The organism is Microbacterium sp. FG3 (genome assembly GCF_057809335.1).
The window spans coordinates 40,340-66,665 of record NZ_JBMDJT010000014.1 but is presented as its reverse complement, the minus strand read 5'-3'; the positions used below and the strand labels follow the sequence as shown (position 1 = coordinate 66,665).

At 72.4% G+C, this 26,326-nt stretch carries 26 protein-coding genes, 3 tRNA genes and 2 pseudogenes; 16 read left to right on the top strand and 15 right to left on the bottom strand.

What is annotated here, in order from left to right; all coding sequences use genetic code 11:
* Positions 1 to 98: 98 nt before the first annotated feature.
* The 4 genes from ACODR5_RS06850 to ACODR5_RS06835 all read left to right on the top strand — a co-directional run bounded on the left by ACODR5_RS06850 (position 99) and on the right by ACODR5_RS06835 (position 5,074).
* On the top strand, positions 99 to 239 hold the full coding sequence (locus ACODR5_RS06850) for a hypothetical protein (protein WP_488983130.1): 141 nt from the start codon (positions 99 to 101) through the stop codon (positions 237 to 239).
* 152 nt (positions 240 to 391) lie between these two features.
* Positions 392 to 2,437: an acyl-CoA dehydrogenase family protein gene (locus ACODR5_RS06845; RefSeq protein WP_449853797.1), complete on the top strand. Its 2,046-nt coding sequence runs from the start codon at positions 392 to 394 to the stop codon at positions 2,435 to 2,437.
* Positions 2,438 to 2,582: 145 nt separating this feature from the next.
* Positions 2,583 to 4,289 carry an RDD family protein gene (locus tag ACODR5_RS06840; RefSeq protein ID WP_488983129.1) on the top strand — a complete coding sequence of 569 codons (1,707 nt, stop codon included), beginning with the start codon at positions 2,583 to 2,585 and terminating at the stop codon, positions 4,287 to 4,289.
* Positions 4,286 to 5,074: a PP2C family protein-serine/threonine phosphatase gene (locus tag ACODR5_RS06835; protein WP_488983128.1), complete on the top strand. Its 789-nt coding sequence runs from the start codon at positions 4,286 to 4,288 to the stop codon at positions 5,072 to 5,074. The genes ACODR5_RS06840 and ACODR5_RS06835 overlap by 4 nt, the downstream gene beginning before the upstream one ends.
* Before the next feature lie 9 nt (positions 5,075 to 5,083).
* Here the strand turns inward: ACODR5_RS06835 and ACODR5_RS06830 are convergent, their stop codons facing one another.
* Positions 5,084 to 5,524, bottom strand: a complete 441-nt coding sequence (locus ACODR5_RS06830; protein WP_449853794.1) for a recombinase family protein — start codon at positions 5,522 to 5,524, stop codon at positions 5,084 to 5,086.
* 85 nt (positions 5,525 to 5,609) lie between these two features.
* Positions 5,610 to 5,867, bottom strand: a complete 258-nt coding sequence (locus ACODR5_RS06825) for a glutaredoxin family protein (RefSeq protein ID WP_449853793.1) — start codon at positions 5,865 to 5,867, stop codon at positions 5,610 to 5,612.
* 79 nt (positions 5,868 to 5,946) lie between these two features.
* Here ACODR5_RS06825 and ACODR5_RS06820 point away from each other — a divergent pair, with 79 nt between their 5' ends.
* Positions 5,947 to 7,146 carry a glycosyltransferase gene (locus ACODR5_RS06820; protein WP_488983127.1) on the top strand — a complete coding sequence of 400 codons (1,200 nt, stop codon included), beginning with the start codon at positions 5,947 to 5,949 and terminating at the stop codon, positions 7,144 to 7,146.
* Positions 7,143 to 8,057 carry a ribokinase gene (locus ACODR5_RS06815; protein ID WP_449853791.1) on the top strand — a complete coding sequence of 305 codons (915 nt, stop codon included), beginning with the start codon at positions 7,143 to 7,145 and terminating at the stop codon, positions 8,055 to 8,057. The genes ACODR5_RS06820 and ACODR5_RS06815 overlap by 4 nt, the downstream gene beginning before the upstream one ends.
* Positions 8,058 to 8,067: 10 nt before the next feature.
* Here the strand turns inward: ACODR5_RS06815 and trhO are convergent, their stop codons facing one another.
* Complete coding sequence (gene trhO / locus ACODR5_RS06810) at positions 8,068 to 8,967, bottom strand: oxygen-dependent tRNA uridine(34) hydroxylase TrhO (protein ID WP_488983126.1); 900 nt, start codon at positions 8,965 to 8,967, stop codon at positions 8,068 to 8,070.
* A 102-nt stretch (positions 8,968 to 9,069) separates the two neighbouring features.
* Between trhO and ACODR5_RS06805 the strand changes: the two genes are divergently transcribed.
* Positions 9,070 to 9,339, top strand: coding sequence for a hypothetical protein (locus ACODR5_RS06805; RefSeq protein WP_488983125.1), 270 nt, complete (start codon positions 9,070 to 9,072; stop codon positions 9,337 to 9,339).
* Positions 9,340 to 9,418: 79 nt separating this feature from the next.
* Positions 9,419 to 9,946 carry an acyl-CoA thioesterase gene (locus ACODR5_RS06800; RefSeq protein WP_488983124.1) on the top strand — a complete coding sequence of 176 codons (528 nt, stop codon included), beginning with the start codon at positions 9,419 to 9,421 and terminating at the stop codon, positions 9,944 to 9,946.
* Positions 9,947 to 9,970: 24 nt separating this feature from the next.
* Here the strand turns inward: ACODR5_RS06800 and ACODR5_RS06795 are convergent, their stop codons facing one another.
* Positions 9,971 to 10,966, bottom strand: a complete 996-nt coding sequence (locus ACODR5_RS06795) for an acetylxylan esterase (protein WP_488983123.1) — start codon at positions 10,964 to 10,966, stop codon at positions 9,971 to 9,973.
* Between the two features lie 113 nt (positions 10,967 to 11,079).
* Between ACODR5_RS06795 and ACODR5_RS06790 the strand changes: the two genes are divergently transcribed.
* Positions 11,080 to 11,589 carry a gluconokinase gene (locus ACODR5_RS06790; RefSeq protein ID WP_488983122.1) on the top strand — a complete coding sequence of 170 codons (510 nt, stop codon included), beginning with the start codon at positions 11,080 to 11,082 and terminating at the stop codon, positions 11,587 to 11,589.
* On the opposite strand, the gene ACODR5_RS06785 is transcribed toward ACODR5_RS06790, so the two are convergent.
* Positions 11,590 to 11,718 (bottom strand): hypothetical protein, encoded by a 129-nt coding sequence (locus tag ACODR5_RS06785; protein ID WP_488983121.1) that lies wholly within the window; start codon positions 11,716 to 11,718, stop codon positions 11,590 to 11,592.
* On the opposite strand from ACODR5_RS06785, the gene ACODR5_RS06780 reads away from it, so the two are divergent.
* Positions 11,692 to 11,991 carry an SDR family NAD(P)-dependent oxidoreductase gene (locus ACODR5_RS06780; RefSeq protein ID WP_488983120.1) on the top strand — a complete coding sequence of 100 codons (300 nt, stop codon included), beginning with the start codon at positions 11,692 to 11,694 and terminating at the stop codon, positions 11,989 to 11,991. The genes ACODR5_RS06785 and ACODR5_RS06780 overlap by 27 nt on opposite strands.
* Before the next feature lie 119 nt (positions 11,992 to 12,110).
* On the opposite strand, the gene arfA is transcribed toward ACODR5_RS06780, so the two are convergent.
* The 5 genes from arfA to ACODR5_RS06755 all read right to left on the bottom strand — a co-directional run bounded on the left by arfA (position 12,111) and on the right by ACODR5_RS06755 (position 18,034).
* A complete protein-coding gene (arfA, locus tag ACODR5_RS06775; protein ID WP_488983119.1) occupies positions 12,111 to 13,646 on the bottom strand; it encodes an arabinosylfuranosidase ArfA in 1,536 nt (511 codons plus the stop codon).
* A 25-nt stretch (positions 13,647 to 13,671) separates the two neighbouring features.
* Positions 13,672 to 14,574: a carbohydrate ABC transporter permease gene (locus ACODR5_RS06770; RefSeq protein WP_488983118.1), complete on the bottom strand. Its 903-nt coding sequence runs from the start codon at positions 14,572 to 14,574 to the stop codon at positions 13,672 to 13,674.
* Positions 14,571 to 15,518, bottom strand: a complete 948-nt coding sequence (locus ACODR5_RS06765; protein WP_449853781.1) for a carbohydrate ABC transporter permease — start codon at positions 15,516 to 15,518, stop codon at positions 14,571 to 14,573. Before ACODR5_RS06765 ends, ACODR5_RS06770 begins: the two co-directional genes overlap by 4 nt.
* On the bottom strand, positions 15,515 to 16,849 hold the full coding sequence (locus ACODR5_RS06760) for an extracellular solute-binding protein (RefSeq protein ID WP_488983117.1): 1,335 nt from the start codon (positions 16,847 to 16,849) through the stop codon (positions 15,515 to 15,517). Before ACODR5_RS06760 ends, ACODR5_RS06765 begins: the two co-directional genes overlap by 4 nt.
* Positions 16,850 to 16,981: 132 nt before the next feature.
* Positions 16,982 to 18,034, bottom strand: a complete 1,053-nt coding sequence (locus ACODR5_RS06755; protein WP_488983116.1) for a LacI family DNA-binding transcriptional regulator — start codon at positions 18,032 to 18,034, stop codon at positions 16,982 to 16,984.
* Between the two features lie 82 nt (positions 18,035 to 18,116).
* Here ACODR5_RS06755 and ACODR5_RS06750 point away from each other — a divergent pair, with 82 nt between their 5' ends.
* The gene (locus ACODR5_RS06750) at positions 18,117 to 18,485 is read left to right on the top strand and encodes a glyoxalase superfamily protein (protein WP_488983115.1); all 369 of its coding nucleotides are present in this window, start codon (positions 18,117 to 18,119) and stop codon (positions 18,483 to 18,485) included.
* A gap of 5 nt (positions 18,486 to 18,490) precedes the next feature.
* Here ACODR5_RS06750 and ACODR5_RS06745 read toward each other — a convergent pair.
* A pseudogene (locus tag ACODR5_RS06745) lies at positions 18,491 to 19,237 on the bottom strand (zinc-binding dehydrogenase); the annotation flags it as partial.
* Between the two features lie 14 nt (positions 19,238 to 19,251).
* Between ACODR5_RS06745 and ACODR5_RS06740 the strand changes: the two are divergent.
* Positions 19,252 to 19,788, top strand: a pseudogene (locus ACODR5_RS06740) (SDR family NAD(P)-dependent oxidoreductase); the annotation flags it as partial.
* A 47-nt stretch (positions 19,789 to 19,835) separates the two neighbouring features.
* Here the strand turns inward: ACODR5_RS06740 and ACODR5_RS06735 are convergent.
* The 3 genes from ACODR5_RS06735 to ACODR5_RS06725 form a co-directional block, all read right to left on the bottom strand.
* A tRNA-Phe gene (locus ACODR5_RS06735) sits at positions 19,836 to 19,911 on the bottom strand.
* Positions 19,912 to 19,998: 87 nt separating this feature from the next.
* Positions 19,999 to 20,072 (bottom strand) — tRNA-Asp (locus tag ACODR5_RS06730).
* A 27-nt stretch (positions 20,073 to 20,099) separates the two neighbouring features.
* Positions 20,100 to 20,172: transfer RNA gene (locus ACODR5_RS06725), tRNA-Glu, on the bottom strand.
* 231 nt (positions 20,173 to 20,403) lie between these two features.
* Here ACODR5_RS06725 and ACODR5_RS06720 point away from each other — a divergent pair.
* Positions 20,404 to 21,807 carry a peptidoglycan DD-metalloendopeptidase family protein gene (locus ACODR5_RS06720; RefSeq protein WP_488983114.1) on the top strand — a complete coding sequence of 468 codons (1,404 nt, stop codon included), beginning with the start codon at positions 20,404 to 20,406 and terminating at the stop codon, positions 21,805 to 21,807.
* 81 nt (positions 21,808 to 21,888) lie between these two features.
* On the opposite strand, the gene ACODR5_RS06715 is transcribed toward ACODR5_RS06720, so the two are convergent.
* Positions 21,889 to 22,425: an inorganic diphosphatase gene (locus tag ACODR5_RS06715; protein ID WP_488983113.1), complete on the bottom strand. Its 537-nt coding sequence runs from the start codon at positions 22,423 to 22,425 to the stop codon at positions 21,889 to 21,891.
* A 66-nt stretch (positions 22,426 to 22,491) separates the two neighbouring features.
* Between ACODR5_RS06715 and tilS the strand changes: the two genes are divergently transcribed.
* The 3 genes from tilS to ftsH all read left to right on the top strand — a co-directional run bounded on the left by tilS (position 22,492) and on the right by ftsH (position 26,292).
* Positions 22,492 to 23,478, top strand: coding sequence for a tRNA lysidine(34) synthetase TilS (gene tilS, locus ACODR5_RS06710; RefSeq protein ID WP_488983112.1), 987 nt, complete (start codon positions 22,492 to 22,494; stop codon positions 23,476 to 23,478).
* Between the two features lie 118 nt (positions 23,479 to 23,596).
* A complete protein-coding gene (hpt, locus tag ACODR5_RS06705) occupies positions 23,597 to 24,148 on the top strand; it encodes a hypoxanthine phosphoribosyltransferase (RefSeq protein ID WP_449853772.1) in 552 nt (183 codons plus the stop codon).
* A 134-nt stretch (positions 24,149 to 24,282) separates the two neighbouring features.
* Positions 24,283 to 26,292, top strand: coding sequence for an ATP-dependent zinc metalloprotease FtsH (gene ftsH / locus ACODR5_RS06700; protein WP_449853771.1), 2,010 nt, complete (start codon positions 24,283 to 24,285; stop codon positions 26,290 to 26,292).
* Positions 26,293 to 26,326: the final 34 nt, after the last annotated feature.

Genomic DNA, 26,326 nt, shown 5'->3' with positions numbered 1-26,326 from the left:
CCCCCCCCCCCCCCCCCCCCCCCCCCCCCCCCCCCCCCCCCCCCCCCCCCCCCTGCTGTTCGGTGTCCTTCCGGCCGCGGACATCACCCTGGAAGGCCGTGGACGTCACGTGGAACGACACCCCGGCCGGCAACCGCTACCTGATGATCCAGGACGGCGAGTTCACCGACAGCGCCGAGCGCACGGAGGACGACTACTGGATGGTGGACCGCTTCCTCGCCGACTACGCCACGAGCTGAGGTCTGTGCCGCGCGCACAATCGCGGCCGTCCGTCGGGCGGCGGAGCGGTGTCGATGGTGCACAACGATCGTGACGCGCCTCTGTGGAGTCCCTAACGTGGTGTCATCCGCCGATCGCGCGTCCCGCGCGCGTCCGAAAGAGGTAATCCCGCATGGCCGACACCGTGGTCCGTCCCGTCGAGAGCGCCGAGCACGCCGACGCTCGCATCGACATCTCCCTCGTGAACGACGCCCTCCTGGGCACGTGGGCCGACATCCGCCGCGAGGCGCGCGAGATGATCAAGGATCCCGCGTTCTGGCGCATCGAGGGGCAGCCGATCGCCGAGCACCGCGAGCGCACGCTCGCCCAGCTCGACCTGCTCGTGCAGCACGGCGCGTCGATGCGCGCCTACCCGAAGGAGTACGGCGGCCTCGAGAACCAGGGCGGCAACCTCGCCGGCTTCCAGGAGCTCGTGGCCGCGGACCCCAGCCTGCAGATCAAGTCGGGCGTGCAGTGGGGCCTGTTCGCCTCGGCCATCCTGCAGCTGGGCACCAAGACCCACCACGATCGCTGGCTGCGCGACGCCGGCGAGATGCGGCTGCCCGGCGCCTTCGCCATGACCGAGACCGGGCACGGATCGGACGTGCAGGCGATCGGCACGACCGCGACGTACGACCCGGAGACCGAGGAGTTCGTCATCCACACGCCGTTCCGCGGCGCGTGGAAGGACTACCTCGGCAACGCCGCGCTGCACGCCAGGGCGGCCACCGTCTTCGCGCAGCTCATCTCGAACGGCGTCAACTACGGCGTGCACTGCTTCTTCGTGCCGATCCGCGACGAGGACGGCGCGTTCCTGCCCGGCGTGGGCGGCGAGGACGACGGCCCCAAGGGCGGCCTGAACGGGGTCGACAACGGCCGCCTGCATTTCGACAACGTGCGCATCCCGCGCGATCACCTGCTCAACCGCTACGGCGACGTCGCGCCCGACGGCACCTACTCGAGCCCGATCCCCAGCCCCGGCCGCCGCTTCTTCACGATGCTCGGCGCGCTCGTGCAGGGCCGCGTCTCGCTCGACGGCGCCGCCACGTGGGGCTCGGCGCTCGGCCTCTACATCGCCGTGACGTACGGCAACCAGCGCCGCCAGTTCGACAACGGCGCGGGCGAGACCGTGCTGCTCGACTACGGGCGTCACCAGCGGCGGCTGCTGCCCCTGCTGGCGACCACCTACGCCCAGGCGTTCGCGCACGACGAGCTGCTGCAGAAGTTCGACGCGGTCTTCAGCGGCGCGAACGACACCGACGAGAGCCGCCAGGACCTCGAGACGCTCGCGGCGGGTCTGAAGGCGCTGTCGACGTGGCACGCGCTCGACGCGCTGCAGGAGTGCCGCGAGGCGTGCGGCGGATCGGGATTCCTCGCCGAGAACCGCATCGTCGGGCTGCGCAGCGACCTCGACGTCTACGTGACCTTCGAGGGCGACAACAACGTGCTGCTGCAGCTGGTGGGCAAGCGCCTGCTCGGCGACTACGCCAAGCAGTTCAAGGGCAAGCAGCCGGCGGAGCTCGCGGCGATGGTCGCCGGCCAGACCGCCGGTCGCGTGTTCCACGGCGCCGGCCTGCGCCGCCTCGGCCAGGCCGTGGCCGACCTCGGCTCCACGGCCCGGTCCGTGGAGCTCGGGCTGCGGGGCAAGGACCAGCACCAGCTGCTCGCCGACCGCGTGCAGACGATGGTGGCCGACGTCGCCGCCCGCCTGCGCCCGGCGTCCAAGATGTCGGCCGCCGACGGCGCCGCGCTGTTCAACGAGAACCAGAACGAGCTGCTCGAGGCCGCGCGCGCCCACGCCGAGCTGCTGCAGTGGGAGGCGTTCACCGACGCGCTCGAGCGCATCGACGACGCGGGCACGAAGCAGGTGCTCACGTGGGTGCGCGACCTGTTCGGCCTCGGGCTGATCGAGAAGCACCTGTCGTGGCACCTCATCCACGGCCGGCTCTCGACGCAGCGCGCCGCGGCCGTCTCGCGCTACATCGATCGGCTCTGCGCGCGGCTGCGCCCGCACGCGCAGGACCTCGTCGACGCGTTCGGGTACGAGCCGGAGCACGTGCGCGCGCCCATCGCGTCGGGCGCCGAGCAGGCGCGCCAGGACGAGGCCGCGCAGCACTACGCCACGCTGCAGGCCTCGGGGAAGGCGCCGAAGAAGGAGCCGAAGCCGCCGCGGCGATGAGGTTTCGGGCCGGACGGATCCGCGACTCGCGTGGGCGCGATGTCGCGGATTCGTCGCATCCGCGGTGCGTGTGCTGACATGATCATCTGTGACGCTCCCGCGCGCGCTCGCGAGCGGCGCGGCGATGCAGGGAAGGATGGGTGAGATGAGCACGCCCCAGTACCCCGGCCACCTGCCGGATCCGTACGGGCAGCACGCTTACCCGGGACAGCAGCAGTTCCCGGGAGCGGACAGCTACGGCCAGCCGGTCGCCGATCCGTACGCCGCCCCCGGGTACCCGTCCGCCCCCGCGGATCCGTTCGCCGCGTCCCCCGGCTACCCGCCGGCCCCGGCCGAGTACGCGGCGCCCGCGCCCGCCCACCCGGCCGCGCCCGCGGAGCACGCCTACGGCGGCGCGCCCGCGAACCCCTACGGCGGCGCCCCCGAGTACGCGCAGGGCGCCTCCGCGTACCCGCCGCCCGATCCCTCGTACCCGCCGGCCGATCCCTACGCCCGCCCGGCGTACGGCGTCGGCCTGCCCGCCGAGCCGGGCCGGCGCGTGGTCGCGTTCCTCATCGACTCGCTCATCGCCGGCGGCATCGCCGTGGTGTTCGGCGCGCTGGCGGTCGTGCTCACCCTCACGGTCGACATGGCCGCAGGCATGATCGCGCTGCTCGTGATGTACGCGGCGGTGCTCGCCTGGTTCCTCGTCTACACCGGCATGCAGGGCGGATCCGGATCGATCGGCGCGCGGGCGCAGAAGATCCGGATCGTGCAGGCCGACACCGGCGCGCCGCTGGGGTTCGGCAGGGCGCTGCTGCGCAACATCGTGCTCGGCGCCACCGGCGCGATCCTCCTGCTCGGCTACTTCTCGATCCTGTTCGACAAGTCGGGGCGCCGCCAGGGGTGGCACGACAAGGCCGCCGGCGCCATGGTCGTCGACGCCCGCCCGGCGGAGCAGGATCCGTACGGATCCCCGCTCGACGCGTACGGGGCGTACCAGGGCGAGACCTACGGCGCCGCGCCCTCATCGGCCGGCGAACCGTACGGCGCGCCGCACGCCGGCTACGCGCCGGAGGCGCCGGCCGCTCCTGCCCACGACCCCTACGGGGCGCCGGCGAACCCCTACGGCGGCGCGGCCGATCCGTACGCGGCCCCCGCCGACCCGTACGCCGGCCCGGTCGATCCCGTCGCCACGGCGGCCGTGACGATGGACCCGTCCGCCGCGGAGGCCGACCCGTACGCGCCGCCGCCGGCCGCCTACGCGCCGCCGCCGGCCGTGCCGCCTCGCCCCGCCGATCCGGTCGCCGACGCCTCGGCCACGGCCATCCCCGAGCCGTCGGCGTTCTCGGCCTCGAATCCGCCGTTCCCCGCGGCGGCACCCGCCGCGCAGCCGGGGGCGTCGCTCATCTCGTCGGTGCCCGGCGTGCCGGTGGCCGCGCCCGAGCCGCGCGAGGCCGCCCCGCAGCGTCGGGAGCCCGTGCCGCCGCCGGCCTCCGACGACTTCGTCGACGACACCGTGATCGTGCAGCGTCACCGCCCCGGCGCGATCAAGCGCGCCGTGTTCGTGTGGGACGACGACATCCGCCACGTGGTGACCTCCCGCACGGTGTTCGGCCGCAACCCCCCGCCCGTCGAGGACGCCGAGGTCGTCGCGGTGCGCGACACCACCCTGTCGCTGTCGAAGACGCACTTCGCGATCGACGTCGATCCGACCGGCGCCTGGCTGACCGACATGCATTCGACCAACGGCGTCGTGATCGTGCGTCACGGCGATCGGGTCGAGGTCACCCCCGGCCTGCGCACGCCACTCGAGCCCGGCGACGCCCTGGAGATGGGAGACCGGGTCGTCACCTTCGAGGCGCTCGCGTGACGGCCCCGATCGTCGTCGAGAGCGGCGCCGCCACCGACGTGGGGGCGCGCCGCACGCTGAACGAGGACGCCCACCTCGCCGAGGCGCCCGTGTTCCTCGTCGCCGACGGGATGGGCGGGCACGAGGGCGGCGAGCTCGCCTCGGCGGCGGCGCTCGAGGCGTTCGCGCCGTTCGTGGGGCGGCCGAGCGTGTCGGTGAGCGAGGCGCGCGACGCCTTCGACCGCGCGCGGCGCAGCGTCGACGGCCTCTCGGCGGCGCGCGAGCGCGGCGCGGGCACGACGTTCGCCGGCCTGATCGTGACCCACGTCGACGGCATCGGGTACTGGCTCGCGATCAACCTCGGCGACTCGCGCGTGTACCGCATGCGCCGTGGCGAGCTCGAGCAGATCAGCGTGGATCACTCCCTCGTGCAGGAGCTGCTCGACGCCGGCGAGATCACGGCCGAGGAGGCGGCGCACGACCGACGCCGCAACGTCATCACGCGCGCGATGGGGGCCGGCAGCCACGCGCAGGCCGATTTCTGGATGCTGCCGGCGGCGCGCGGCGACCGGATGCTCGTGTGCTCCGACGGCATGTCGAACGAGCTGACCGCCGAGCGGATCGCCACGATCCTGCGCCTCGAGGTGCTGCCGCAGACGGCGGCGGACCGCCTCGTGCGCGAGGCCCTGCTCAAAGGGGGCCGCGACAACATCACGGCCGTGGTCGTCGACGCGGTCGCGGTCGCCTCCTCGCGCGATCACGACATCGACGAGGACACCCGCCCCCGCGAGGCCGTCTCGCGCTGAGCCGGCCGATCAGGCCGTGGCGTCGTGCAGGTGCCGCGCGCCGTGGCTGAGCACCTTCACGACGATGCCCTTGCGGCCGAGCGCCGCGACCGTGCGCGCGCCCTCCGCCGCATCGCGCCCGAGCGCGCGGATGCCCGCCACGACGAGCACGTCCCCGGGCCGCAGCGTGTCGAACAGGCGCCTCAGGCGCTGCTCCCAGGTCTCCAGGATGTCGGGCGCCGGGTGGCGGAAGCCCTCGATCGGCACGCCGAAGCGCGCCAGGTCCTCGCGCTGCTGCACGACGGGCGGCATGTCCTCGCGCGCGACGACGAGGCCGACCAGCCGCGCACCCTCGGGGCGCGCCTGCCACCAGCCGCGATCGCGCTGCAGCTCGATGAAGCACTTCGGGCACTCGGCCGCGGCGTGCGGAAGATGCAGCGGGCTCGTCTCCGCATCGATCGTGTCGACCACGCGATCCTCCTTCGTCCCCTCTATTGTGCCGGTTCCGGCCGGGTGAGAAGGAGTCCGCGAGCCGCGGATCCGCCAGGCTCGAGTGTCAGATCAGGTTGAGCTCGCGCAGCTTCGCCTCGACGTCGGCGTTGCTGGGCTCGACGTGGTGGCTCGAGTCGGGGTACACGACCACCGGGATGTTGGTGCGGCCGGAGATCTCCTTGGCCACGTCGGCGGCCGCGGGCTCGGCCTCGAGATCGATGTACTGGTAGGCAACGCCCAGCTCGTCGAGCTGCGCCTTGGTGCGGCGGCAGTCGCGGCACCACTCGGCGCCGAACATGCGGATCTCCTGCGAAGTCGTCATACATCCAGGTTACGTCCGCCGCGGGCGGCCGGCTCGGGACGGTGCACGCGGTCACAGCGGCGCATGGAACGATAGGGAGGTGCGCCCCGCTCCCGAGGTGACGGTCATCGTCCCCACGCGCGACGAGAGTCCGAACGTCGCGCCACTCGTCGCGCAGATCGCGGCCGCCCTCGCCGGCCGCGGCGCGGAGATCCTGTTCGTCGACGACAGCGACGACGACACCCCGAGCGAGATCGCGCGCGTGGCGGCATCCGCGCCCCTGCCCGTGCGCGTGATGCACCGGCCGCACGGAGAGCGCACGGGCGGGCTGGGCGGAGCCGTGGCGCGCGGGCTCGCCCTCGCGGGCGCCGACGTGTGCATCGTGATGGACGGCGACCTGCAGCACCCGCCCGCGCTGCTGCCGGAGCTGCTGGAGCGGTACGAGCGCGGCGGCGTCGACGTCGTGCTCGCGTCGCGGTACATGCGCGGCGGCGACGGCGAGGGGCTGGGCACGCGGCTGCGCGCGGCCGTGTCGCGCGTGTCCACGGCCGTGACGAAGGCGATGTTCCCCGTGCGGCTGCACGGTGTGAGCGACCCCATGACCGGCTTCTTCCTGGTCGACCGCCGCCGCGTCGATCTGGCCGCGCTGCGCCCCAACGGCTTCAAGATCCTGCTCGAGATCCTGGCCCGCGGCGACCACCGCACGGCGGAGCTGCCGCTGCGCTTCGACCGCCGCCGCGACGGGATCTCGAAGGCGACGCTGCGGCAGGGCGGCGCATTCCTGGCGCACCTGGGCCGGCTGCGGTTCGGCAAGATGTCGATCTTCGCGCTCATCGGCGCGGCCGGCGCCGTCGCGAACATCGGGATCGTGTGGGCGCTCACGGCGCTCGGGGTCGACTACCTGTGGGCGGCGATCGCGGCGGCGGAGATCACGATCGTGGCGAACTTCCTGCTGCAGGAGCGCTTCGTCTTCGCCGACATGCGCGATCAGGCCGCCGGGTTCGGGCGGCGCTTCGCCACCTCGTTCACGTTCAACAACGTCGAGGCCGCCATCCGCATCCCCGTCATGGCCCTCATGGTCGAGACGTGGCACATCTCGAGCGTGCTCGCCACGGCCATCACGCTCGCCGTCGCGTTCCTCGCGCGCTTCGTCTTCCACTCGCTCGTGGTCTACCGCCCGCGCCGGCCCGCCGAGCTCGCCGCCGACACGGGTGCGCTGCGCATCCTCGACGACATCGCCGCGCACCGCGAGCGGGAGAGGATGGATGACATCGCGGGGGAGCGGAGGGAGAACCGATGAGCGTCGCCGTCGTCGGCAGCATCAACATGGACGTCGTCGCGCGCGTGCCGCGCATCCCCGGCCCGGGCGAGACGCTGCTCGCGTCGAGCTCGTCGCGGGGCGGCGGCGGCAAGGGCGCGAATCAGGTCGTCGCGGCGGCGCGGGCGGGTGGGGCGCCCGCGGCGTTCATCGGCGCGATCGGCGACGACGCCGACGGCGCGCAGCTGCGGGCGCTGCTCGAGGCCGACGGCATCGACGTGTCGGGGCTGTCGCTCTCGCCCGAGCAGACCGGGGTGGCGCTCATCGCGGTGGCCGACGACGCCGAGAACGCGATCATCGTCGTGCCGGGGGCCAACGGCGCCCTGCAGGGGCTCGAGGCGCACCAGCGCGAGCTCGTCGCGGCGGCCGACGTCGTGGCCGCCCAGCTCGAGATCCCCGTGCCGCTCGTGGTGGCGGCGGCCGAGGCGCGCTCCGAGGGCGCGCTGTTCGTGCTCAACGCCGCCCCCTCCGCGCCGCTCGCAGACGCCGAGACGGCGGCGCGGGTGCTGCCGCTCGTGGACGTGCTCATCGTCAACGAGCACGAGCTGACCGACATCGCGGGCACGGCGGATCGCGAGGCGGCGATCGAGGCGCTCGCGTCCCGCGTGCCGGCGCTCGTGGTGACCCTCGGCGCATCCGGATCCATCGTGGTCCTCGGATCCGAGCGGGCGACGGTGCCCGCGTTCCGCGTCGACCCCGTCGACACGACCGGCGCCGGCGACACGTTCTGCGGCGTGCTCGCGGCGCGCCTGGGCCGCGGCCCGCTCTCGCTCGACGCGCTCGCCGAGGCGGCGCGCGCGGGCGCGGCGGCCTCGGCCATCGCCGTCACGCGCGTGGGCGCGCAGGCCGCGGTCCCCACCGCCGCCGAGGTCGAGGCCCTCCTCGCCCGCTGATCCCGCCGGGTCAGGCCGCTGCGGCCTCGGCGTGCCTCCCGCAGGCCGCCGCGTCGCCGCACGACGCGCACAGCACCACGCGCGAGCGGCACGCGTCGTCGGCGCAGTTGACCATCCGGTCCTCGGGTGCGCCGCACGACGCGCACCGGCCGATCACGGCGGCGTCGTCGCCGAAGGTCATCGTCTCGCGGCCGTCGAACACGTACAGCGAGCCCTCCCACAGCCCGGTGTTGCCGAAGGTCTCGCCGTAGCGCACGATCCCGCCGTCCAGCTGGTACACCTCCTCGAAGCCGCGCGAGCGCATGAGGCCCGAGAGCACCTCGCAGCGGATGCCGCCGGTGCAGTACGTGACCACCGGCTTGTCCTTGAGGTGGTCGTAGCGGCCCGACTCGAGCTCGGCCACGAAGTCGCGCGTCGTCTCGACGTCGGGCACGATCGCACCCTTGAACCGGCCGATCTCGGCCTCGAACGCGTTGCGCCCGTCGAAGAACACGACGTCGTCGCGCAAGGCGACGAGCTTGTGCAGCTCGCCCGGCCCCAGGTGCGTGCCGCCGCCGACCACGCCGTTCTCGTCCACCCGTAGCTCCTCGGGCGCGCCGAACGACACGATCTCGTCGCGCACCTTCACCGACAGGCGCGGGAAGTCCAGGCTCCGGCCCTCCTCGTCGAGCCCCGTGCCCGGAGACCACTTGAAGTCGATCCCCTTGAACGCCGCATACTGCTTGGTCTTGCGCACGTAGGTCTTCAGCGCCGCCATGTCGCCGCCGAGCGTGCCGTTCATCCCGTGCTCGGAGATCAGGATCCGCCCGCGCAGACCCAGCAGCTCGCACAGGTCGCGCTGCCACAGCCGCACCGCCTCGGGATCGGCGAGGGGCGTGAACACGTAGTAGAGCAGGATCTTGGCGACCATGCCCCCAGATTATGCGGCGCCGGATGGACACCGGCCGGGCGCGGGCAGGCGCCGGGCGGTCTGGGATGATCGAGGCGCGCGACGGCCGACGGAGGGGGATCCATGCCTGACGCCCCGCTCGAGGCCGCCGCGGGCATGACGAAGATCGCGCGCCCCTGGGGCACCCGCGCGGTGCTGTGGATCGACCCGTCCTGGGTCGAGGCGCCGCCGCCCGTCCTGCGCCCGCTGCTCGAGCGCCGCACACCGGAGGAGTTCTTCGTTGCGTCCGACGGGGATCGCCTCTTCGTGTGCGAGTCCTCCCGCGAGGACGAGCGCGCCGTGCTCGAGCGCCTGCGCTACGGCGACGACATCCTCCGCGCCCTCGGGGCGTGACCGCCCGGCAGTCGCCGCGTTTTGGAGGCGGTCCACAAAGGCCTTCGGGGCGTGCGGCAGGGCTGGTTCACTCGATGCCGTGAACCTGTACTTCCGGCTGTTCCTGCTGTGGCTGCGCAGCCGCCGCGCGCCGCGGGTGTCGCTGTGGGGCGAGGGGCGCACGACGTTCCGTGTGCTGCCGACGGATCTCGATCCGCTGCTGCACATGAACAACGCCCGCTACCTGGCGCTGCTCGACCTGGGCCGCACCGATCTGCTCTTCCGCTCGGGGTTCTGGGCCGAGGTGACCCGCCGCGGCTGGTACCCCGTGGTGACGGCGCAGACGATCAGCTACAAGCGCTCGCTCACGCTGTGGCAGCGGTTCGAGCTGGTCACGCGCGTGCTCGGGTTCGACGAGCGCCACGTCTACATGGAGCAGGAGTTCCACCGCGGCGGCAAGGTGATCGCCCGCGCCGTGGTGCAGGCGCGCTTCCTTCGCAAGGCGGGCGGCACCGTCGAGCCGCCCGAGCTGCTCGAGGCCGCCGGGGGAGACCCGGGCCATCTGAGCCTGCCCGACTGGGTCGAGCCCTGGGCCGCGGCGGTGCGGATCTCCCACTCGCAGGCCTGAGCGGGCCGGGCCCGACGGTCGGCGTCAGGCCCGGGCGGGCACGGTGACCCGCTCGCGCAGCCACGCCAGCTGGGCGGCGCGCTGGTACGGGCCGCCGCCCTCGTGCCCGTTGTAGGGGTAGATCTCGATCGCCTTGTCGTCGGACGCCCACGCGTTGTAGGCGGCGAACACGGTCGAGGGCGGGCAGATCGGATCCATGAGGGCCACGGAGAACAGCGCGGGTGCGGTGGCGAGGGCGGCGAGGTGCGCGCCGTCGAAGTACGACAGCGTGCGATGCGCCGGCTCCACCCGGTCTCGGAACGCCGCGAGGTACGTCACGATCTCGCGGTACGGGTTCGTGTCGACGAGGGAGGTGGCGCGCGGGAAGTCGCACAGGAACGGCACGTCCGGCATCGCTCCGGCGACGGCGCCGCCGGAGAGCTCGTGCAGCGCCACCGCGGCGATCGTGAGGCCGCCGCCCTGGCTGCCGCCCGTCACGAAGACGGGCAGGTCCGCGCCGACGAGCTCGCGCGCGACATCGATCGCGAGCGCCGCGTCGGTGTACAGCCGGCGGTAGTAGTAGGTCTCCGGATCCTCGATCCCGCGGGTCATCTGGCCCGCCACCGCGGCGCCGCCGCTGCCGTGCGGATCGGCCGTGTGCCCGGGGGACCACGCCCCGTTGCCCTGGCCGCGGGAGTCGACGAAGAGATGCGCGTAGCCGGCGAGCGGCCACTCGTGCTGCTGGTGCGCGAGCCCGCGGCCCCCGTTGTAGCCCTGGAACTGCACGACGACGCCGCGCGGCGCCCGACCGGCGGGGACGTGCCACCACGCGCGGATCGGGTCGCCGTCATAGCCCGCGAACGTGACGTCGCTCGTCTCCACGAGCTCGAGCCCCGTGTCGACCGGCTCGACGCGCGGCTCCCACGTCTTCGCGCGCGACGCCGAGACCGTGGTGCGCCAGAAGTCCTCGAGATCGGACGGCGACTCCTGGGCGATGCGGTGCTCGCGCAGCAGGTCGAGGGGCAGATCGAAGAACGGCATGGGTCTCGCTTTCCGGCGTCGGCGGCGGGGGTTCTGCATCAGACCTATCACGCCGCCGCGTTCGAGCCCGCGCAGAGGTCGCCCGCGCGTCGTGCCGTCGGTAGCGTGGGGGGATGGTCGCCGACGCTCCCGTGGTCGTGATGGGCGTCTCCGGCGCCGGCAAGTCGACGGTCGGAGCCGCGCTCGCCGCGCGGCTGGGCGTCGAGTTCGTCGACGGCGACGAGCTGCACCCCGCGCGCAACGTCCGCAAGATGGAGGCGGGCATCCCGCTCGCGGACGAGGATCGCGCCGACTGGCTGGACCGGATCGGCGAGGTGCTGGCGCGCGGATCGGTCGTCGTGGCCTGCTCGGCGCTGAAGCGCTCCTACCGCGACCGGCTGCGCGCGTCTGCCCCCGGCACCCGCTTCGTCTATCTGCGCGGCGACCGCGAGCTGCTCGCCGCCCGCGTGACCGGCCGTCGAGGCCACTTCATGCCCGCGGCCCTGCTCGACTCGCAGCTGGCCGCCCTCGAGGAGCCCGGCGACGACGAGCGCCCGGTCCGGGTCGAGGCGGCCGACGAGATCCCCGCGATCGTCGAGGCCGCCGCGCGCGGGCTCACGGGCGAGGCCGCCTCGCCCGAGTGATCAGGGGCGCAGGCCGGCGAGGACGACCGAGAGCAGCAGGTCGCGGTCGCCGCCGTCGCCGAGTCGCACGGCGTGCTCGGCGCCGCAGACCAGGCGCTGCACGTGGTCGACGGTGATCTCGGGGCGCACCGCGCCGGCGCGGGCGGCGTTCGCCAGCAGCTGCGTGAGACCGGCGCGACGGGCGGCATCGGCTACTTCGCGGCCGAGCAGCTCGCCGCCGCGGGGGCGGAGGTCGTGCTCGTCTCGCGATCCGCCGCCAAACTCGAGTACTACGCACCCGAGCGGGCGATGCGCGGACGGCCGGTGTCGATCACGCCCGATCCGCGCACGGCGGCGTCGCCCGCCGCCGCGGACATCTGGCGCGAGCTGCACACGCTCGCCGGGGTGCCCGTGTCGGTCTGAGCCGGGACGACGCGGGTTGCGGCGGTCGCTTCATCTCCGCGCCCTCCGGACGCTCCGTTCAGCAACCGATCGGGCCGGCCCGCGCGCCGCGCCCCCTCCCGCGGCGCGCGGAGTCCGGGTCAGGCGCGGGCGACGTCGAACTCGACGACCGCCCACGACAGCGGCGGCAGGGTGGCGCGCAGCGCGCCGTCCTCCACGCCCACCTCGCGCAGCGGCACGAGGCCCACGTTGTCCTGCTCGGTCTCGGTGTTCTTCGCGTGGCGGTCGCCGCCCTCGGGCACCGTGAGCACCTCGGCCGAGCGCAGCTGCCCGGCCGACAGGCCGCGCAGGTCGACGGTCACGCTCGCGGCGTCGTCCAGCGCCCGGTTGGCCAGGAACAGCGCGATCCGCCCGTTCTCCTCGTCCCACGTGGCGGCCGCGTCGACGGCGTCGACGTCGCCGAACTTGGGCGTCGGCACCTGCGAGGAGTCCACGGCGAGGCGCAGGATGCGCCCGCGCGCGGCCTGCGCGATGCGCGCGAAGGGCCAGAAGATCGACTGCCGCCACGCGGGACCGCCCTCCTCGGAGCGGATCGGCGCGATGACGTTGACCAGCTGGGCCTGATTGGCGATCTTCACGCGGTCGCCGTGGCGCAGCAGGCTGTGCAGGAACGTGCCGACGACGACGGCGTCGGTCACCGAGTAGGTGTCCTCGATGAGCCGCGGGTGCTCGCGCCACCCGGCGGCGACCTTGTGCGGCTGGTCGTCGGTGTCGAGGCCGCGCTGGTACCAGACGTTCCACTCGTCGAACGAGATGTTCACCTGCTTGCGGTGCTTGCCGGCCGCCTTCACGGCGTCGATCGTCGCGACGACGCCGTCGATGAACGCGTCCATGTCGACCGCCTCGGCCAGGAACGAGGCGGCGTCGCCGTTCTCCTCCTGGTAGTACGCGTGCATCGAGATGTAGTCGACCTCGTCGTACGTGTGCGTGAGCACCGTGTGCTCCCACGATCCGAACGTCGGCATGCCGCGGCCCGACGAACCCACCGCCACGAGCTCGATGGTCGGATCGACGAAGCGCATCGCCTTCGCCGTCTCCTGCGCCAGGCGCCCGTACTCGTCGGCCGTCTTGTGGCCGATCTGCCACGGGCCGTCGAGCTCGTTGCCCAGGCACCACAGCCGGATGTCGAACGGCTGCTCGGCGCCGTTGCGGCGGCGCATGTCGGACCAGCGCGTGCCGCCCGGGTGGTTGGCGTACTCCACGAGCGCGCGGGCCTCCTCGACGCCGCGCGTGCCGAGGTTCACGGCCTCCATCACCTCGACGCCGGCCTCCTTCGACCAGTCGACGAACTCGTGCAGGCCGAACGCGTTCGTCTCGATCGTGTGCCACGCGCCGTCGAGGCGCCGCGGCCGCTCCTCGACCGGGCCGACGCCGTCCTCCCAAAGGTAGCCCGAGACGAAGTTGCCGCCCGGGTACCGCACGACCGTGGGGCCGAGCTCGCGCACGAGCTCCAGCACGTCGCGGCGGAAGCCCCGCTCGTCCGCCTGCGGGTGCCCCGGCTCGAAGATGCCGGTGTACACGCAGCGCCCCATGTGCTCGACGAACGAGCCGAACAGGCGGCGGGGCACGTCGGCGATCGTGAAGTCGCGGTCGATGGTGATGCGGGCGTGGGTCATGATTCTCCTGTTCTGAGGTGGGGGTCTACTGGCCGCCGAAGCCGGTGGTCGCGACGCCCTTGACGATCTGGCGCTGGAAGAAGAGGAAGACGACGATGAGCGGCAGCGCGGCGAGCACGGCCTGGGCCATGACCTGCGCGTACTGCACACCGTAGGCGCTGATGACGGTCTGCAGCCCGACGGGCAGCGTCATGAGCGTGGTGTCGTTGATGACGAGGAACGGCCACAGGAAGTTGTTCCACGCCCCGATGAACACGAAGATCGACACGGCGCCCAGGATGGGCCGCGACAGCGGCAGCACGATCGACCAGAACACCCGCAGCCGGCTCGCGCCGTCCACGCGCGCGGCGTCCTCGAGCTCGATCGGCACGGCGTCGAAGAACTGCTTGAGGATGAACACCATGGCCGGTGCCACCACCTGGGGCAGGATGAGGCCCCAGTGCGTGTCGATCATGTTGAACGCGAGCATCTCGTAGAACAGCGGGATGATCAGCACCTGGGGCGGCACGACGATCGGCGCGATGACGACGACGTAGAGCCAGCGGCGCCCGCGGAACGACAGCCGCGAGAACGCGTAGGCCGCCAGCGCCGAGATCGCGACGGTGATGAGGGTGACGGCGGCCGAGGTCCACAGGCTGTTGAACGCCCAGATGTAGACGTTGCCCTGCGAGAGGATCGCCTCGAACGCGGCGGTCGTCGGTCCGCTCTCGCCGATCCAGGTTGCCGCGCCCGCGGCATCCGTCTCGGTCTTGAACGCCGTCGCGACGGCCCACAGGAACGGCAGCAGCCAGCTGATCGCCAGCAGCAGCAGCACGACGAAGGCGAGGATCCGCGCGACGCCGAACGGGCGCTCGCCCGGCTTGCGGTGGCGCACGCGGTCGCCCAGCGGCGGCGCGACGAGGGTCTCCGTGGCGGTGGCGGTGGTCATCGCGATTCCCTCCTGCGCCCGACGATCCCGAGCTGGATGAGCCCGACGATGACGATGAGCGCGAAGAACACGTAGGAGATGGCGGCCGAGTAGCCGAACCGGTAGCCGACGAAGCCGGCCTCGTAGATGTACTGCACGATCGAGCGGGTGGTGTCGCTCGAGACGCCGCCGAGCATCTGGTACGCCTGGTCGAACAGCTTCAGCGACGCGAGGATCTGCAGCAGCACGATGAGCACCGTCGCCGGCCCCAGCTGCGGCAGCGTGATGGAGAACAGCTGCCGCCACTTGCCGGCGCCGTCGATCGACGCCGCCTCATACTGCTGGGCGGGGATGTTCTGCAGGGCCGCGAGGTAGAGCAGGAAGTTGAATCCCACCGTCCACCACACGGTCGCGATGACGATCGCGAGCATGTTCGTGCGCGGATCCTGCAGCCACGCGAGCGGCTCCATGCCGATCGACTCCAGCAGCGCGTTGGCCGCGCCGATCTGCGGGTTGAAGATCCACACCCAGATCTGCGAGATCACGGTGGAGGCCAGCAGGAACGGCATGAAGAACGACAGCCGCCACAGCCACTGGCCGGGCAGGCCCTGGTCGACGAGCACCGCCATGATGAGCGCGATGAGCACGAGCGGCACCGTCGACAGGACGGTGAACCACACGGTGTTGCCCAGCGACTGCCACATGACCGGGTCGGTGAGGGCCTCGGCGTAGTTCGCGAAGCCGACGGGGTCGCCGCCGGCGCCGGTGAGCGACTGGTTCGTGAAGCTCAGGTAGATCCCGTGCAGGATCGGCCACACGAGGAACAGCGCGAACGCGATGAGGAACGGCGTCAGGAACGCCCAGCCCACGAGCTGCTCGCGGCGGTCGCCGGCGTGCGAGAAGCGGCCCTGCTTCACGCCGGTGACGATCGTGTGCGTGGACGGGGCCACGGTGGTGGTGCTCATGACTGCCACGTCCCCTCGGGATCGGCCGGGTTCGGCATGGCCAGCTGCTCGTCGACGCGGGCGCGGAACGAGGCGATCGCGGCGGCCGGATCGGCCCCGCCGAGCAGCACGTTCTGCACGGCCTGGCCGAAGTCGCCCTGGAAGTTGGAGCCCGACCCGGTGAACCACGCGGGCGGGTCGTACGTGACGTGCTCGGCCGCCTCGGCGTAGTGCGCCTGCGGCACGAGGTCGGCGTACTCGGGGCTCTCGGTGATGGGCAGATACGCCGGGATGTGACCGGCGCCGGCCCAGTCGAACGATCCCTTCAGCAGATCCGCGACGAACTGGTAGGTCAGCTCCCGCTTGGCGGGGTCGGGGTTGCTCTGATGCGGCAGCACGAAGGAGTGCGAGTCGGCGTAGACGGAGGGCGTGCCGTAGAGCGTGGGGATCATCGCCGCGTCGAAGGGGATGCCCGCCTCCTGCATGGTGCGCAGCTCCCACACGCCGGTGAGCAGCATGCCGCTGCGGCCCGTGGCGAACTCGGCGATGGCCGAGGCGTAGTCGTTCTGCGGGGCGGCGATCTCGCCGTCGAGCAGGCTCTGCATGAGCGTGAGCGACTCGACGGCGATGTCGTCGTCGAACTGGGCGGGGCCGCCCTCGGGCAGCGTCATGGCGGCGCCGTGCTGGGTGTACAGCGTGTAGAAGAGCCGCCACATCTGCGCGCCGTCGCCGAGGTAGCCGTACGACAGGCCGTGCTCCTCGGCGGATCCGGCGACGGCCCGCAGCATCTCGAGGAACGCCTCGGGCGAGTCGACCGGCGCGAGGCGGCCGTCGCTGGAGAGCACGCCCGCGGCGTCGCACACGTCGGTGTTGTACATGAGGATGAACGGGTGCGCGTCGAGAGCGACGCTGTACACCTCGCCGCCCGTGATGCCCTTCTCCCAGATGGGCGCGGGGAACGTCGTCTCGTCCACGCCGAGCGCGGCGAGCCTGTCGAGGTCCCAGGGATCGAGCAGGCCGCCGGGCGCGTAGCCCTCCACGCGCGTGGCATGCATGACCGCCACATCGGGGGCGCGGCCGCCCGTGCCGGCCATCGCGAGCTTCGTGTAGTACGGGCTGCCCCAGGCCAGCACCGTGGGGCGCACGGCGTAGTCGCTCTGCGACGCGTTGGCCTCGTCGATGAGGCCCGACATCGTGACGCCGTCGCCGCCGCTGAGCAGATGCCAGAACTGCAGGGTGGTCGGGCCGCCGATCGTGCTCGCCGGCGTGCAGGCGGTGAGTGCCGCGGCGCCGGCGAAGGTCGCCGCCCCCGCGAGGAGCTGACGTCTTGTCAGCTGAAACGGTGGTGTCATAGCCACTCCCTTGTGACGTGAACCTCGAACCGGTGGACCGGGTCGGCGCCATCATTACATCGATGAAATGGGCGGCGCAAGGGTTGTCGTTCGCGGCCCGGATCGTGTAGGCGGCGGGCGTAGACCCGTCGTTCAGGCCGACGGGTCGTAGCCGCGGGGCTCGTCCATCGTGCTGCCGCGCACGATGAGGCGGTGGGGCACCGTCACCGCGCGGGGAGGGGTCGAGCGGTCGTCGAAGCGCGACTCGAGCAGCTCGATCGCGGCGCGGGCGAACTCGTGCCGGTCGAAGCCGATCGTCGTCAGGGGCGGCGCGGTGTAGCGGGCGACCTCGACGTCGTCGAAGCCCGCCACGAGCACCTGCTCGGGCACGCGGATGCCGTGGTCGTGGAGCGCGTGCAAGGCGCCGACGGCGATCGAGTCGGTGAACGCGACGACCGCGTCGAACGGCACCGAGCGGTCGAGCAGCTCGCGCGTCGCCGCGGCGCCGCCCGCCATCGTCCACGGGAACACGTACAGCTCGAGCGCCGGGTCGGGCGCGATCCCCGCCTCGCGCAGGGCGTCGCGGTACCCGGCCAGGCGGATGCGACTCGTCGCGGTCGTGCCCGGGGTGCGGGCGTCGCCGCCGAGCACGGCCACGCGCCGGGCGCCCTTGGCGAGCACGTGCGCCGTGAGGTCGCGGGCGGCGGCGCGACTGTCGACGAGCACGCGATCGGTGCGGTGCTGCTCGACCTCGCCGATCAGCACGACCGGCGGCAGGCGATCCGCGTGCTCGATGACGCTGTCCTCGATCCGGATCGGGTTGAGGATGAGGCCGTCGATCAGGTGCGCCCGCGCCCGCGACAGCAGCTCGCGCTCGCGCTGCGGCTCGGACGCCGTCTCCTCGATCTGCACCGCCAGCCCCCGGCTGTGCGCCACCTGCACGAGCCAGTGCATGAGATCGGCCGAGAACGCCGTGCCGAGATCGGGCAGCGCCACCGCGATCGTGCCGGAGCGGCCGTTGCGCAGGCCGCGCGCGCTGAGGTTGGGCACGAACTCGAGTTCGCGCATGGCCGCCTCGACGCGCTCGCGCGTCTCGGGCCGCACGAACGTCACCCCCGTGACGACGTTCGACACCGTCTTCGGCGACACGCCGGCCAGCGCGGCGACATCCTTCATCGTCGCGCGAGAGGAACGAGGCCCCTGCATGCGCACCAGGATACGAGCCGGGCGGGTCTCGCGGATGTCGGTGCCCCCGCGTACCGTCGGGCGTGAGAGAAGCGAGGACGCCATGGACTTCCGGATCGAACTCATCTTCGTGCCCGTCTCCGACACCGATCGCGCCGTCGCGTTCTACGGCGACACGCTCGGCTGGAACGTGGATCACGACCATCGCGTGAGCGAGACGCTGCGCTTCGTGCAGGTGACGCCGCCGGGCTCGGCCTGCTCGATCGCCTTCGGCGACGGCCTGAGCGACGACGCCCCCGGCAGCATGCGCAACGTGCAGGTGGTGGTCGACGACGCCGACGCGGCGCTGGCCTCCCTGCGCGAGCGCGGCGTCGAGGCCGACGGCGTGGACGACCAGCCCTGGGGTCGCTTCGTCACCTTCGTCGACCCCGACGGCAACGCCTGGACGCTGCAGCAGCTCGTGCCTCAGTAGGCGGGTCACACCGCGACGGTGATCGCGACCTTGCCCGATCGGCTCTCGGCGTGCTCGTGCGCGCGAGCCACGTCGTCGAGAGCGAACGTCGCGGCGACCCGAGGCGTATACCGGCCCGCGGCGCCGAGCTGCGCCGTCGCGGCGAGCGACGCCGAGACATTGGCGGCGTTCACGTGGCGCACGCCGAGGTCACGGGCGCCGGCGGCGTCGGCGACGGTGACGACGCGGTCGGCGGAGCCGGCCAGGGCGACGAGCTTGGGCAGAGTCCCGGCCCCCGCCGCGTCCAGCGCGAGGTCGATGCCCTCCGGCGCGACGGCGGCGACGCGATCGGTCAGCCCCGGGCCATAGGCGACGGGCGTGACGCCGATCGAGGAGAGGAACGCGTGGTTGCGCTCGCTGGCGGTGCCGATCACGCGGGCGCCGCGGCTCACGGCCACTGCGGATGCGGCCGTGCCGACGCCGCCGGCCGCGCCGTCGACGAGGAGCGTCTTGCCGTCGAGGTCGCCGAGCGCGGCGAGGGCGGGAATCGCGGTCGCCGAGGCCAGCCCGGCGGCCGCGGCCTCGGGCATCGTCCACGTCTCCGGCACGGGCGCCCATGCCGACAGCACGGTGCGCTCGGCCGTCGCGCCGGTCACGCCGGTGAGTCCGAACACCAGGTCGCCGATCGCCGTGTCCGTCACGCCCTCGCCCACCTCGTCGACGACGCCGACCGCGTCGCGACCGGGGATCGCGGGGAAGGTCACGGGGAAGATCCCTCACGACTGACGAAGGCATCGACGCGCTCTTCGCGGAAGCGGCCGAGGTCGGGCGTCTCACCGGCGTCGTCAACAACGCGGGTGCGACCCTGCATATCGGGCCTCTCGCCCAGACGCCGAGCGACGTCATCCGGCGCGTCATCGACCTCAACCTGACCTCCGCCGTGCTCGTCGCGCGCCGCGCGGTCGCCGAGCTGACGCAGGGCGGCGTGCTCGTCAACATCTCGTCGGGCGCGGCGACGACCGGCTCTCCGGGGGAGTACGTGCACTATGCCGCCGCGAAGGCGGGCGTGGATGCGCTCACGAAGGGGCTCGCGATCGAGGCGGCGGATCGCGGCATCCGCGTGGTCGGCGTCGCGCCCGGCACCATCGACACCGACATCCACGCCGACGCGGGCGATCCCGACCGGGTGGCGCGCGTCGCGGCCTCTCATCCGCTGGGTCGCGCCGGCCGGGCCGAGGAGGTCGCCGGCGTCGTGGCTTTCGCGCTCTCCGCAGACGCCTCGTACGTGACCGGCACGACGATCCGGGTGGCCGACGGCCGCTGAGCGGTCCTGCGGAACGAGAAAACCCCCGGCGAACCGGGGGTTTCAGGTGGTGGCTCCGACGGGCGTCGATCCCGTGACCTCACGATTTTCAGTCGTGCGCTCTACCAACTGAGCTACAGAGCCTCGCGGCTGCGATCCGAAGAACGTGCCGCGTCCTATGCGAAAGGCCTCCTCGAAGGTGGTGCTATCGAGAGGGCCCGTCGCTTGGAGCGACCCTGACGGGACTTGAACCCGCGACCTCCGCCGTGACAGGGCGGCACGCTAACCAACTGCGCTACAGGGCCAGATCTATGTAATTGTATCGGTTCGTGTGACCCCAACGGGATTCGAACCCGTGCTACCGCCGTGAAAGGGCGGCGTCCTAGGCCGCTAAACGATGGGGCCGGAGTGAACCCGGGGCTCACGCTTGCCGACGATCCAGCATACGCGGAAGCCTCGCGGATTTCCAAAACGAGGGCGCGGCGCGCGCTCCCCGGGTGTGTCGCGCGACAGAATCGCGGGGGTGCCCGCACGCTCTCGACAGGCGCGCGAGCGGGAGCCGGTCGGCATCCGACAGTTGCGGATGTTATTGATGTTGTTAGTGTGATGCCTGTGAAGGAAGGTGCCGGCAGCCAGATGTCCCAGGGAATCGACCCGGACGCGTGTGACTGCGCACCCACCGAGGCGGAGCGCCGCGTGCTGTGGGGCCCGGTCTCGCGCCGCGTGGCCCTCGCCGCGGGCGCGATCGGCGCCGCCGCGCTGAGCGTCAGCGCCTTCGGCAAGCCGGCATACGCCTACAACGCAGCCGACTACCCCTCGTGGGCCGACGTGGAAGCCGCGCGCAACAACGAGTCGGCCAAGGCCGCCGAGGTCAAGCGCATCGAGGGCCTCATCAACCAGCTCGCCGCCGACGTGGCCGCGAAGCAGCAGGCCGCGCAGAAGGCCGCCGACGAGCATTACGAGGCGCAGCAGGCGCTCTTCGAGGCCGCGTACCGCGCCGACGAGCTGCAGCGCCAGGCCGACGAGCAGTCGCAGAAGGCGGACGCCGCGGCGCTCGCCGCCGCGCGCGTCGCGTCGCAGCTGTCGCGCACGAGCGGATCGGGCACCTCGCTCGAGGTGCTGTTCGCCGACTCGGCCGAGAACGCCGATGAGCTGCTCACCAAGCTCGGTCAGATGGACAAGCTGGCCGAGAACAACGACTCGATCTACGCCGGCGCCGCCAGCGCGCGCGACGCCGCCAAGGCGCTCAGCGAGCAGGCCGAGGTCGCCAGGGCCGAGCGCGACCGCCTGAACAAGGAGGCGGAGGCCAAGTCGCTCGCCGCGCAGCAGGCGCACCAGGCCGCGCAGGCCGCGCTCGCCGAGCAGGAGGAGCGCCAGGTCACGCTCGAGGCGCAGCTCGCCGCGCTCAAGGACAGCACCGCCAAGACCGTCGCCGACTACCAGAAGGGCGTCGAGGCGAAGAAGGCGTGGGAGGCCGAGCAGGAGCGCAAGCGCCGCGAGCGCGAGGAGGCCGCCGCGCGGGCGCGCGAGGCCGAAGCGCAGCGGCAGCGCGAGGAGGCCGCGCAGAACAGCGGCGGCGGCGGTGGCGGTGGCGGCGGGAACGTCGGCGGCGGGGGCCAGGGGCCGGGCAACGGCTGGGTGCGCCCGTCGAGCGGGCGGTGGACATCCGGCTACGGCCCGCGTCAGGGGCAGTGCAACAGCAGCTACTGCGCGAGCACGTGGCACTACGGCGTCGACATGGCGGCCGGCTGCGGCGCGCCCATCTACGCCGCGCGCTCCGGCACCGTGACCTACGCCGGCTACAACGGCGGCTACGGCAACTACGTGCGGATCGACCACGGCGGGGGTGTGGCCACCGGCTACGCCCACTCCAGCAGGATCGTCGTCGGCTGGGGCCAGTGGGTCAACGCCGGCCAGGTCATCGCTTACGAGGGCGAGACGGGCAACTCGTTCGGCTGCCACGTGCACTTCGAGGTGTACGTGAACGGCGGCACGGTCAACCCGAGCCCGTTCATGAGCGCCCGGGGCGTCTGGCTGTAAGTCCTTCGCCGGGACCGGTGCGAACCCGATCCGGGAACGACGAAGGGGACCCGCCGTGGCGGATCCCCTTCGCGGACAGCGTCAGCTGACGGAGTTCGGGAACTCCCCGGCGCCCTGCGTGCGGGTGTCGCCCTCGTGCTGCTCGAAGCGCTCGAAGGCCTCGGTCACGAGGCGCTCGGCCTCGGCGGCGCCGGCCCACTCGTCGACCTTGACCCACTTGTTGGGCTCGAGGTCCTTGTAGTGCTCGAAGAAGTGCCCGATCTCCTTCTTCGTGAACTCGGGCAGGTCGTCGACGTCCTGGATGTGGTCCCAGCGCGGGTCCTTCGCGATGACCGCGATGACCTTGTCGTCGCCGCCGGCCTCGTCGCTCATCTTCAGCACGGCCACGGGGCGCACCTTGACGCCCACGCCCGGGTAGACCGAGTGGTCCATGACGACGAGCACGTCGAGCGGGTCGCCGTCCTCGCCGAGGGTGTTCTCGAAGAAGCCGTAGTCGGTGGGGTAGCCGAACGTCGTGTACAGCACGCGGTCGAGGAACACCCGGCCCGTGCCGTGGTCGACCTCGTACTTCACGCGGCTGCCGCGCGGGATCTCGATGACTGCGTCGTACGCGCCCATGCCTTTTGCTCCTTGAGAAGACGGCTGATTAGTCGGCTAAAGCCTATCCGCAGTACTTTGGCGAGCGTGCTCGATCCCTCCGTCGCCGCCGTCCGCCTCGCCGTGCGCGAGGCGCTCGCGCCGCTCGAGGGGAGCGGATCGGTCGTGCTCGTCGCGCTCTCGGGCGGCCCCGATTCGCTCGCGCTCGCGGCGGCGGCCGCGCACGAGGCGCCCCGGCTCGGCCTGAGGGTCGCGAGCGCCACGATCGATCACGGCCTGCAGGAGGGATCGGCGGATGTCGCGGCGCGCGCCGCCGAGGCCGCCCGCGCGGTCGGGATCGCCGACGCCCGGGTCGTGCGCGTCGAGGTGGGCACGGAGGGCGGCCCGGAGGCGGCCGCGCGCGAGGCCCGCTACGCCGCGCTCTCGCGCCTGGCCGCGAGCGCCGACGCGGCCGCCGTGCTGCTGGGGCACACGCTCGACGACCAGGCCGAGACGGTGCTGCTCGCCCTCGCGCGCGGATCCGGCGCCGGGAGCCTGCAGGGCATGGCGCCGCGCCGCGTCGACGAGCGGGGCACGGCGTGGATCCGTCCGCTGCTGGGCCTGCGCCGCGAGCAGACCCGCGCCTTCTGCGCGGCATCGGGCCTGGAGGCGTGGACCGATCCGCACAACGCCCAGCCCCGGTTCGCCCGCGTGCGCGCCCGCGACCGGGTGCTGCCGGTGCTCGAGAGCGAGCTCGGCCCCGGCATCGCCGAGGCCCTCGCGCGCACCGCCGAGCAGCTGCGCGAGGACAACGAGGCATTCGCCGACATGATCGACGAGACCATCGAGGACATCGTCGAGCACGCCGAGGCCGGCATCGCCGTCTCGGCCGCCGCGCTCGCGGCCAACCCCGCCGCGATCCGGAACCGGATCATCCGGCACGTGGCGCAGAGCGAGTTCGGCGTGAGCCTCACGCGCACGCAGACCCTCGAGATCGCCCGCCTCGCCACCGACTGGCGCGGGCAGGGGCCGATCGACCTGCCCGTGTTCACCGCCACGCGGCGGGGCGGGATGATCGTGCTCTCGGCGCGGTGACCGGCGGGGGCTTGCGGTGGTCGCTTCATCTCCGGCGCTTCGCGCCTTCGTTCAGCAACCGGTGAGGTCCGGCCGGCGTTCAGCAACCGGTGAGGCCGCGCGTCCGTAGACTCGGAGCATGCGCGCGGCCGACATCTCCGATGACCTGACCACCGTCCTCGTCACCCAGGAGCAGATCGACGCCAAGCTGGCCGAGCTCGCCCAGCGGGTCGAGGCCGACTACGAGGGCAAGGAGCTGCTGCTCGTCGGCGTGCTCAAGGGCGCCGTCATGGTCATGGCCGACTTCGCGAGGCACCTCACGGGCCACATCCAGATGGACTGGATGGCCGTGTCGAGCTACGGCGCGGGCACGAAGTCGAGCGGCGTCGTGCAGATCCGCAAGGATCTCGACACCGACCTGCACGGTCGGCACGTGCTGATCGTCGAGGACATCATCGACTCGGGCCTCACGCTCAGCTGGCTGCTCGAGAACTTCGACTCGCGCGGTGCGGAGTCGATCGAGGTGCTCGCGCTGCTGCGCAAGCCCGAGGCGGCGAAGGTGCACGTGGACTGCAAGTACCTGGGCTTCGACATCCCCAACGAGTTCGTTGTGGGCTACGGCCTCGACTACGCCGAGCGCTACCGCAACCTGCGCGATGTGGCGGTGCTCGCGCCGCACGTCTACAGCTGATCCGCCGCCCGTTACGCCCGGGGCGAATCCCAGACGGGGCATAGCCGCCCGGCGGTAGCCTGGACGGCAACGCGCGCGAGCGTGCGTTTCGGCGACGCCGATGCGACGAAGAGGAGCCCGGGCCCGGCCCAGATATGAACGTCAAGAAGATCACCCGCAACCCGCTGATCTACGTGCTGCTGATCGGCGTGCTCCTGGTCGTCGGCTTCTCGCTGCTGTCCAACCTGGGCGGTCCCCGCCAGGTCTCCACGCAGGAGGGCCTCGAGCTGCTCTCCGGCGACACGGTGCAGCAGGTGACGATCACCGACCGCGATCAGCGCGTGGATCTGACGCTGTCGGAGGCGTACGAGGACGCGACCTCGGTGCAGTTCTACTACGTCGACGCGCGCGCGGCCGAGGTCGTCGACGCCGTCGAGGGCGCGGAGCCCGAGGACGGCTACAACGACGTCGTGCCGCAGCCGTCGTTCTTCGACGGCCTGCTGTCGCTGCTCATCCCCATCCTGCTGCTGGGCGCGCTGTTCTGGTTCCTCATGTCGAGCGCCGCCGGCGGCAGCCGTGGCGTGATGCAGTTCGGCAAGTCGCGCGCCAAGCTCGCGAACAAGGAGCACCCCGACGTCACCTTCGCCGACGTCGCCGGCGCGGACGAGGCGCTCGAGGAGCTCGCCGAGATCAAGGACTTCCTGAAGGACCCCGCCAAGTACCAGGCCGTCGGCGCGCGCATCCCCAAGGGCGTGCTGCTGTACGGCCCTCCCGGCACCGGCAAGACGCTGCTCGCGCGCGCCGTCGCGGGCGAGGCGGGCGTGCCGTTCTACTCGATCTCCGGATCGGACTTCGTGGAGATGTTCGTCGGCGTCGGCGCGAGCCGCGTGCGCGACCTCTTCAAGGAGGCCAAGGAGAACGCCCCGGCGATCATCTTCATCGACGAGATCGACGCCGTCGGGCGCCACCGCGGCGCCGGCATGGGCGGCGGGCACGACGAGCGCGAGCAGACGCTGAACCAGATGCTCGTCGAGATGGACGGCTTCGACCCGAAGGCGAACGTCATCGTGATCGCGGCGACCAACCGCCCCGACATCCTCGACCCGGCGCTGCTGCGCCCGGGCCGCTTCGACCGGCAGATCGGCGTGGACGCCCCCGACCTGGCCGGCCGCCGTCGCATCCTCGAGGTGCACGGCCGCGGCAAGCCGCTCGCCGACTCCGTCGACCTCGACGTGGTGGCCCGCAAGACGCCGGGCTTCACGGGCGCCGACCTGGCCAATGTGCTCAACGAGGCCGCGCTGCTCACGGCGCGCTCGAACGCCCAGCTGATCGACAGCCGCGCGCTCGACGAGGCGATCGACCGCGTCATCGCCGGCCCGCAGCGCCGCACGCGCGTGATGAAGGACAAGGAGAAGCTCATCACGGCGTACCACGAGGGCGGCCACGCGCTCGCGGCGGCGGCGATGAACCACACCGATCCCGTGACGAAGATCACGATCCTGCCCCGCGGCAAGGCACTGGGCTACACGATGGTGCTGCCGCTCGAGGACAAGTACTCCGTCACGCGCAACGAGCTGCAGGATCAGCTCACCTATGCCATGGGCGGGCGAGTCGCCGAGGAGATCGTCTTCCACGACCCCACCACGGGCGCCTCGAACGACATCGAGAAGGCCACCGACATCGCCCGCAAGATGGTCACCGAGTACGGCATGACCGCCGCCGTCGGCCCCGTCAAGCTCAGCGCGGGCAGCGGCGAGGTCTTCATGGGCCGCGACATGGGTCACGGCCGCGACTACTCGGACGTGCTCGCGCAGCGGATCGACGACGAGGTGCGCGGGCTCATCGAGCAGGCGCACGACGAGGCGTATCAGGTGCTCTCGGCCAACCGCGAGATCCTCGACCGCCTGGCCCTCGAGCTGCTCGAGAAGGAGACCCTCGACCACCTGCAGATCGAGGAGATCTTCAAGGACATCCAGAAGCTGCCCGAGCGCCCGCAGTGGCTCTCGAGCGAGGATCGTCCCGTCTCGGAGCACCCGCCCGTGCAGATCCCGCGCCGCCCCGAGCAGCACCCGGGCGTCGCCGCCCAGACCGCCGCCGAGCGCGGGGGCGCGCCCGTGCACCATCCGTCGCCGGGCACGGGGAAGGCGCGTCCCGCGACGGCCTGATCCGTCCTGACGGGAATCCGACCGAAGGGGGCGG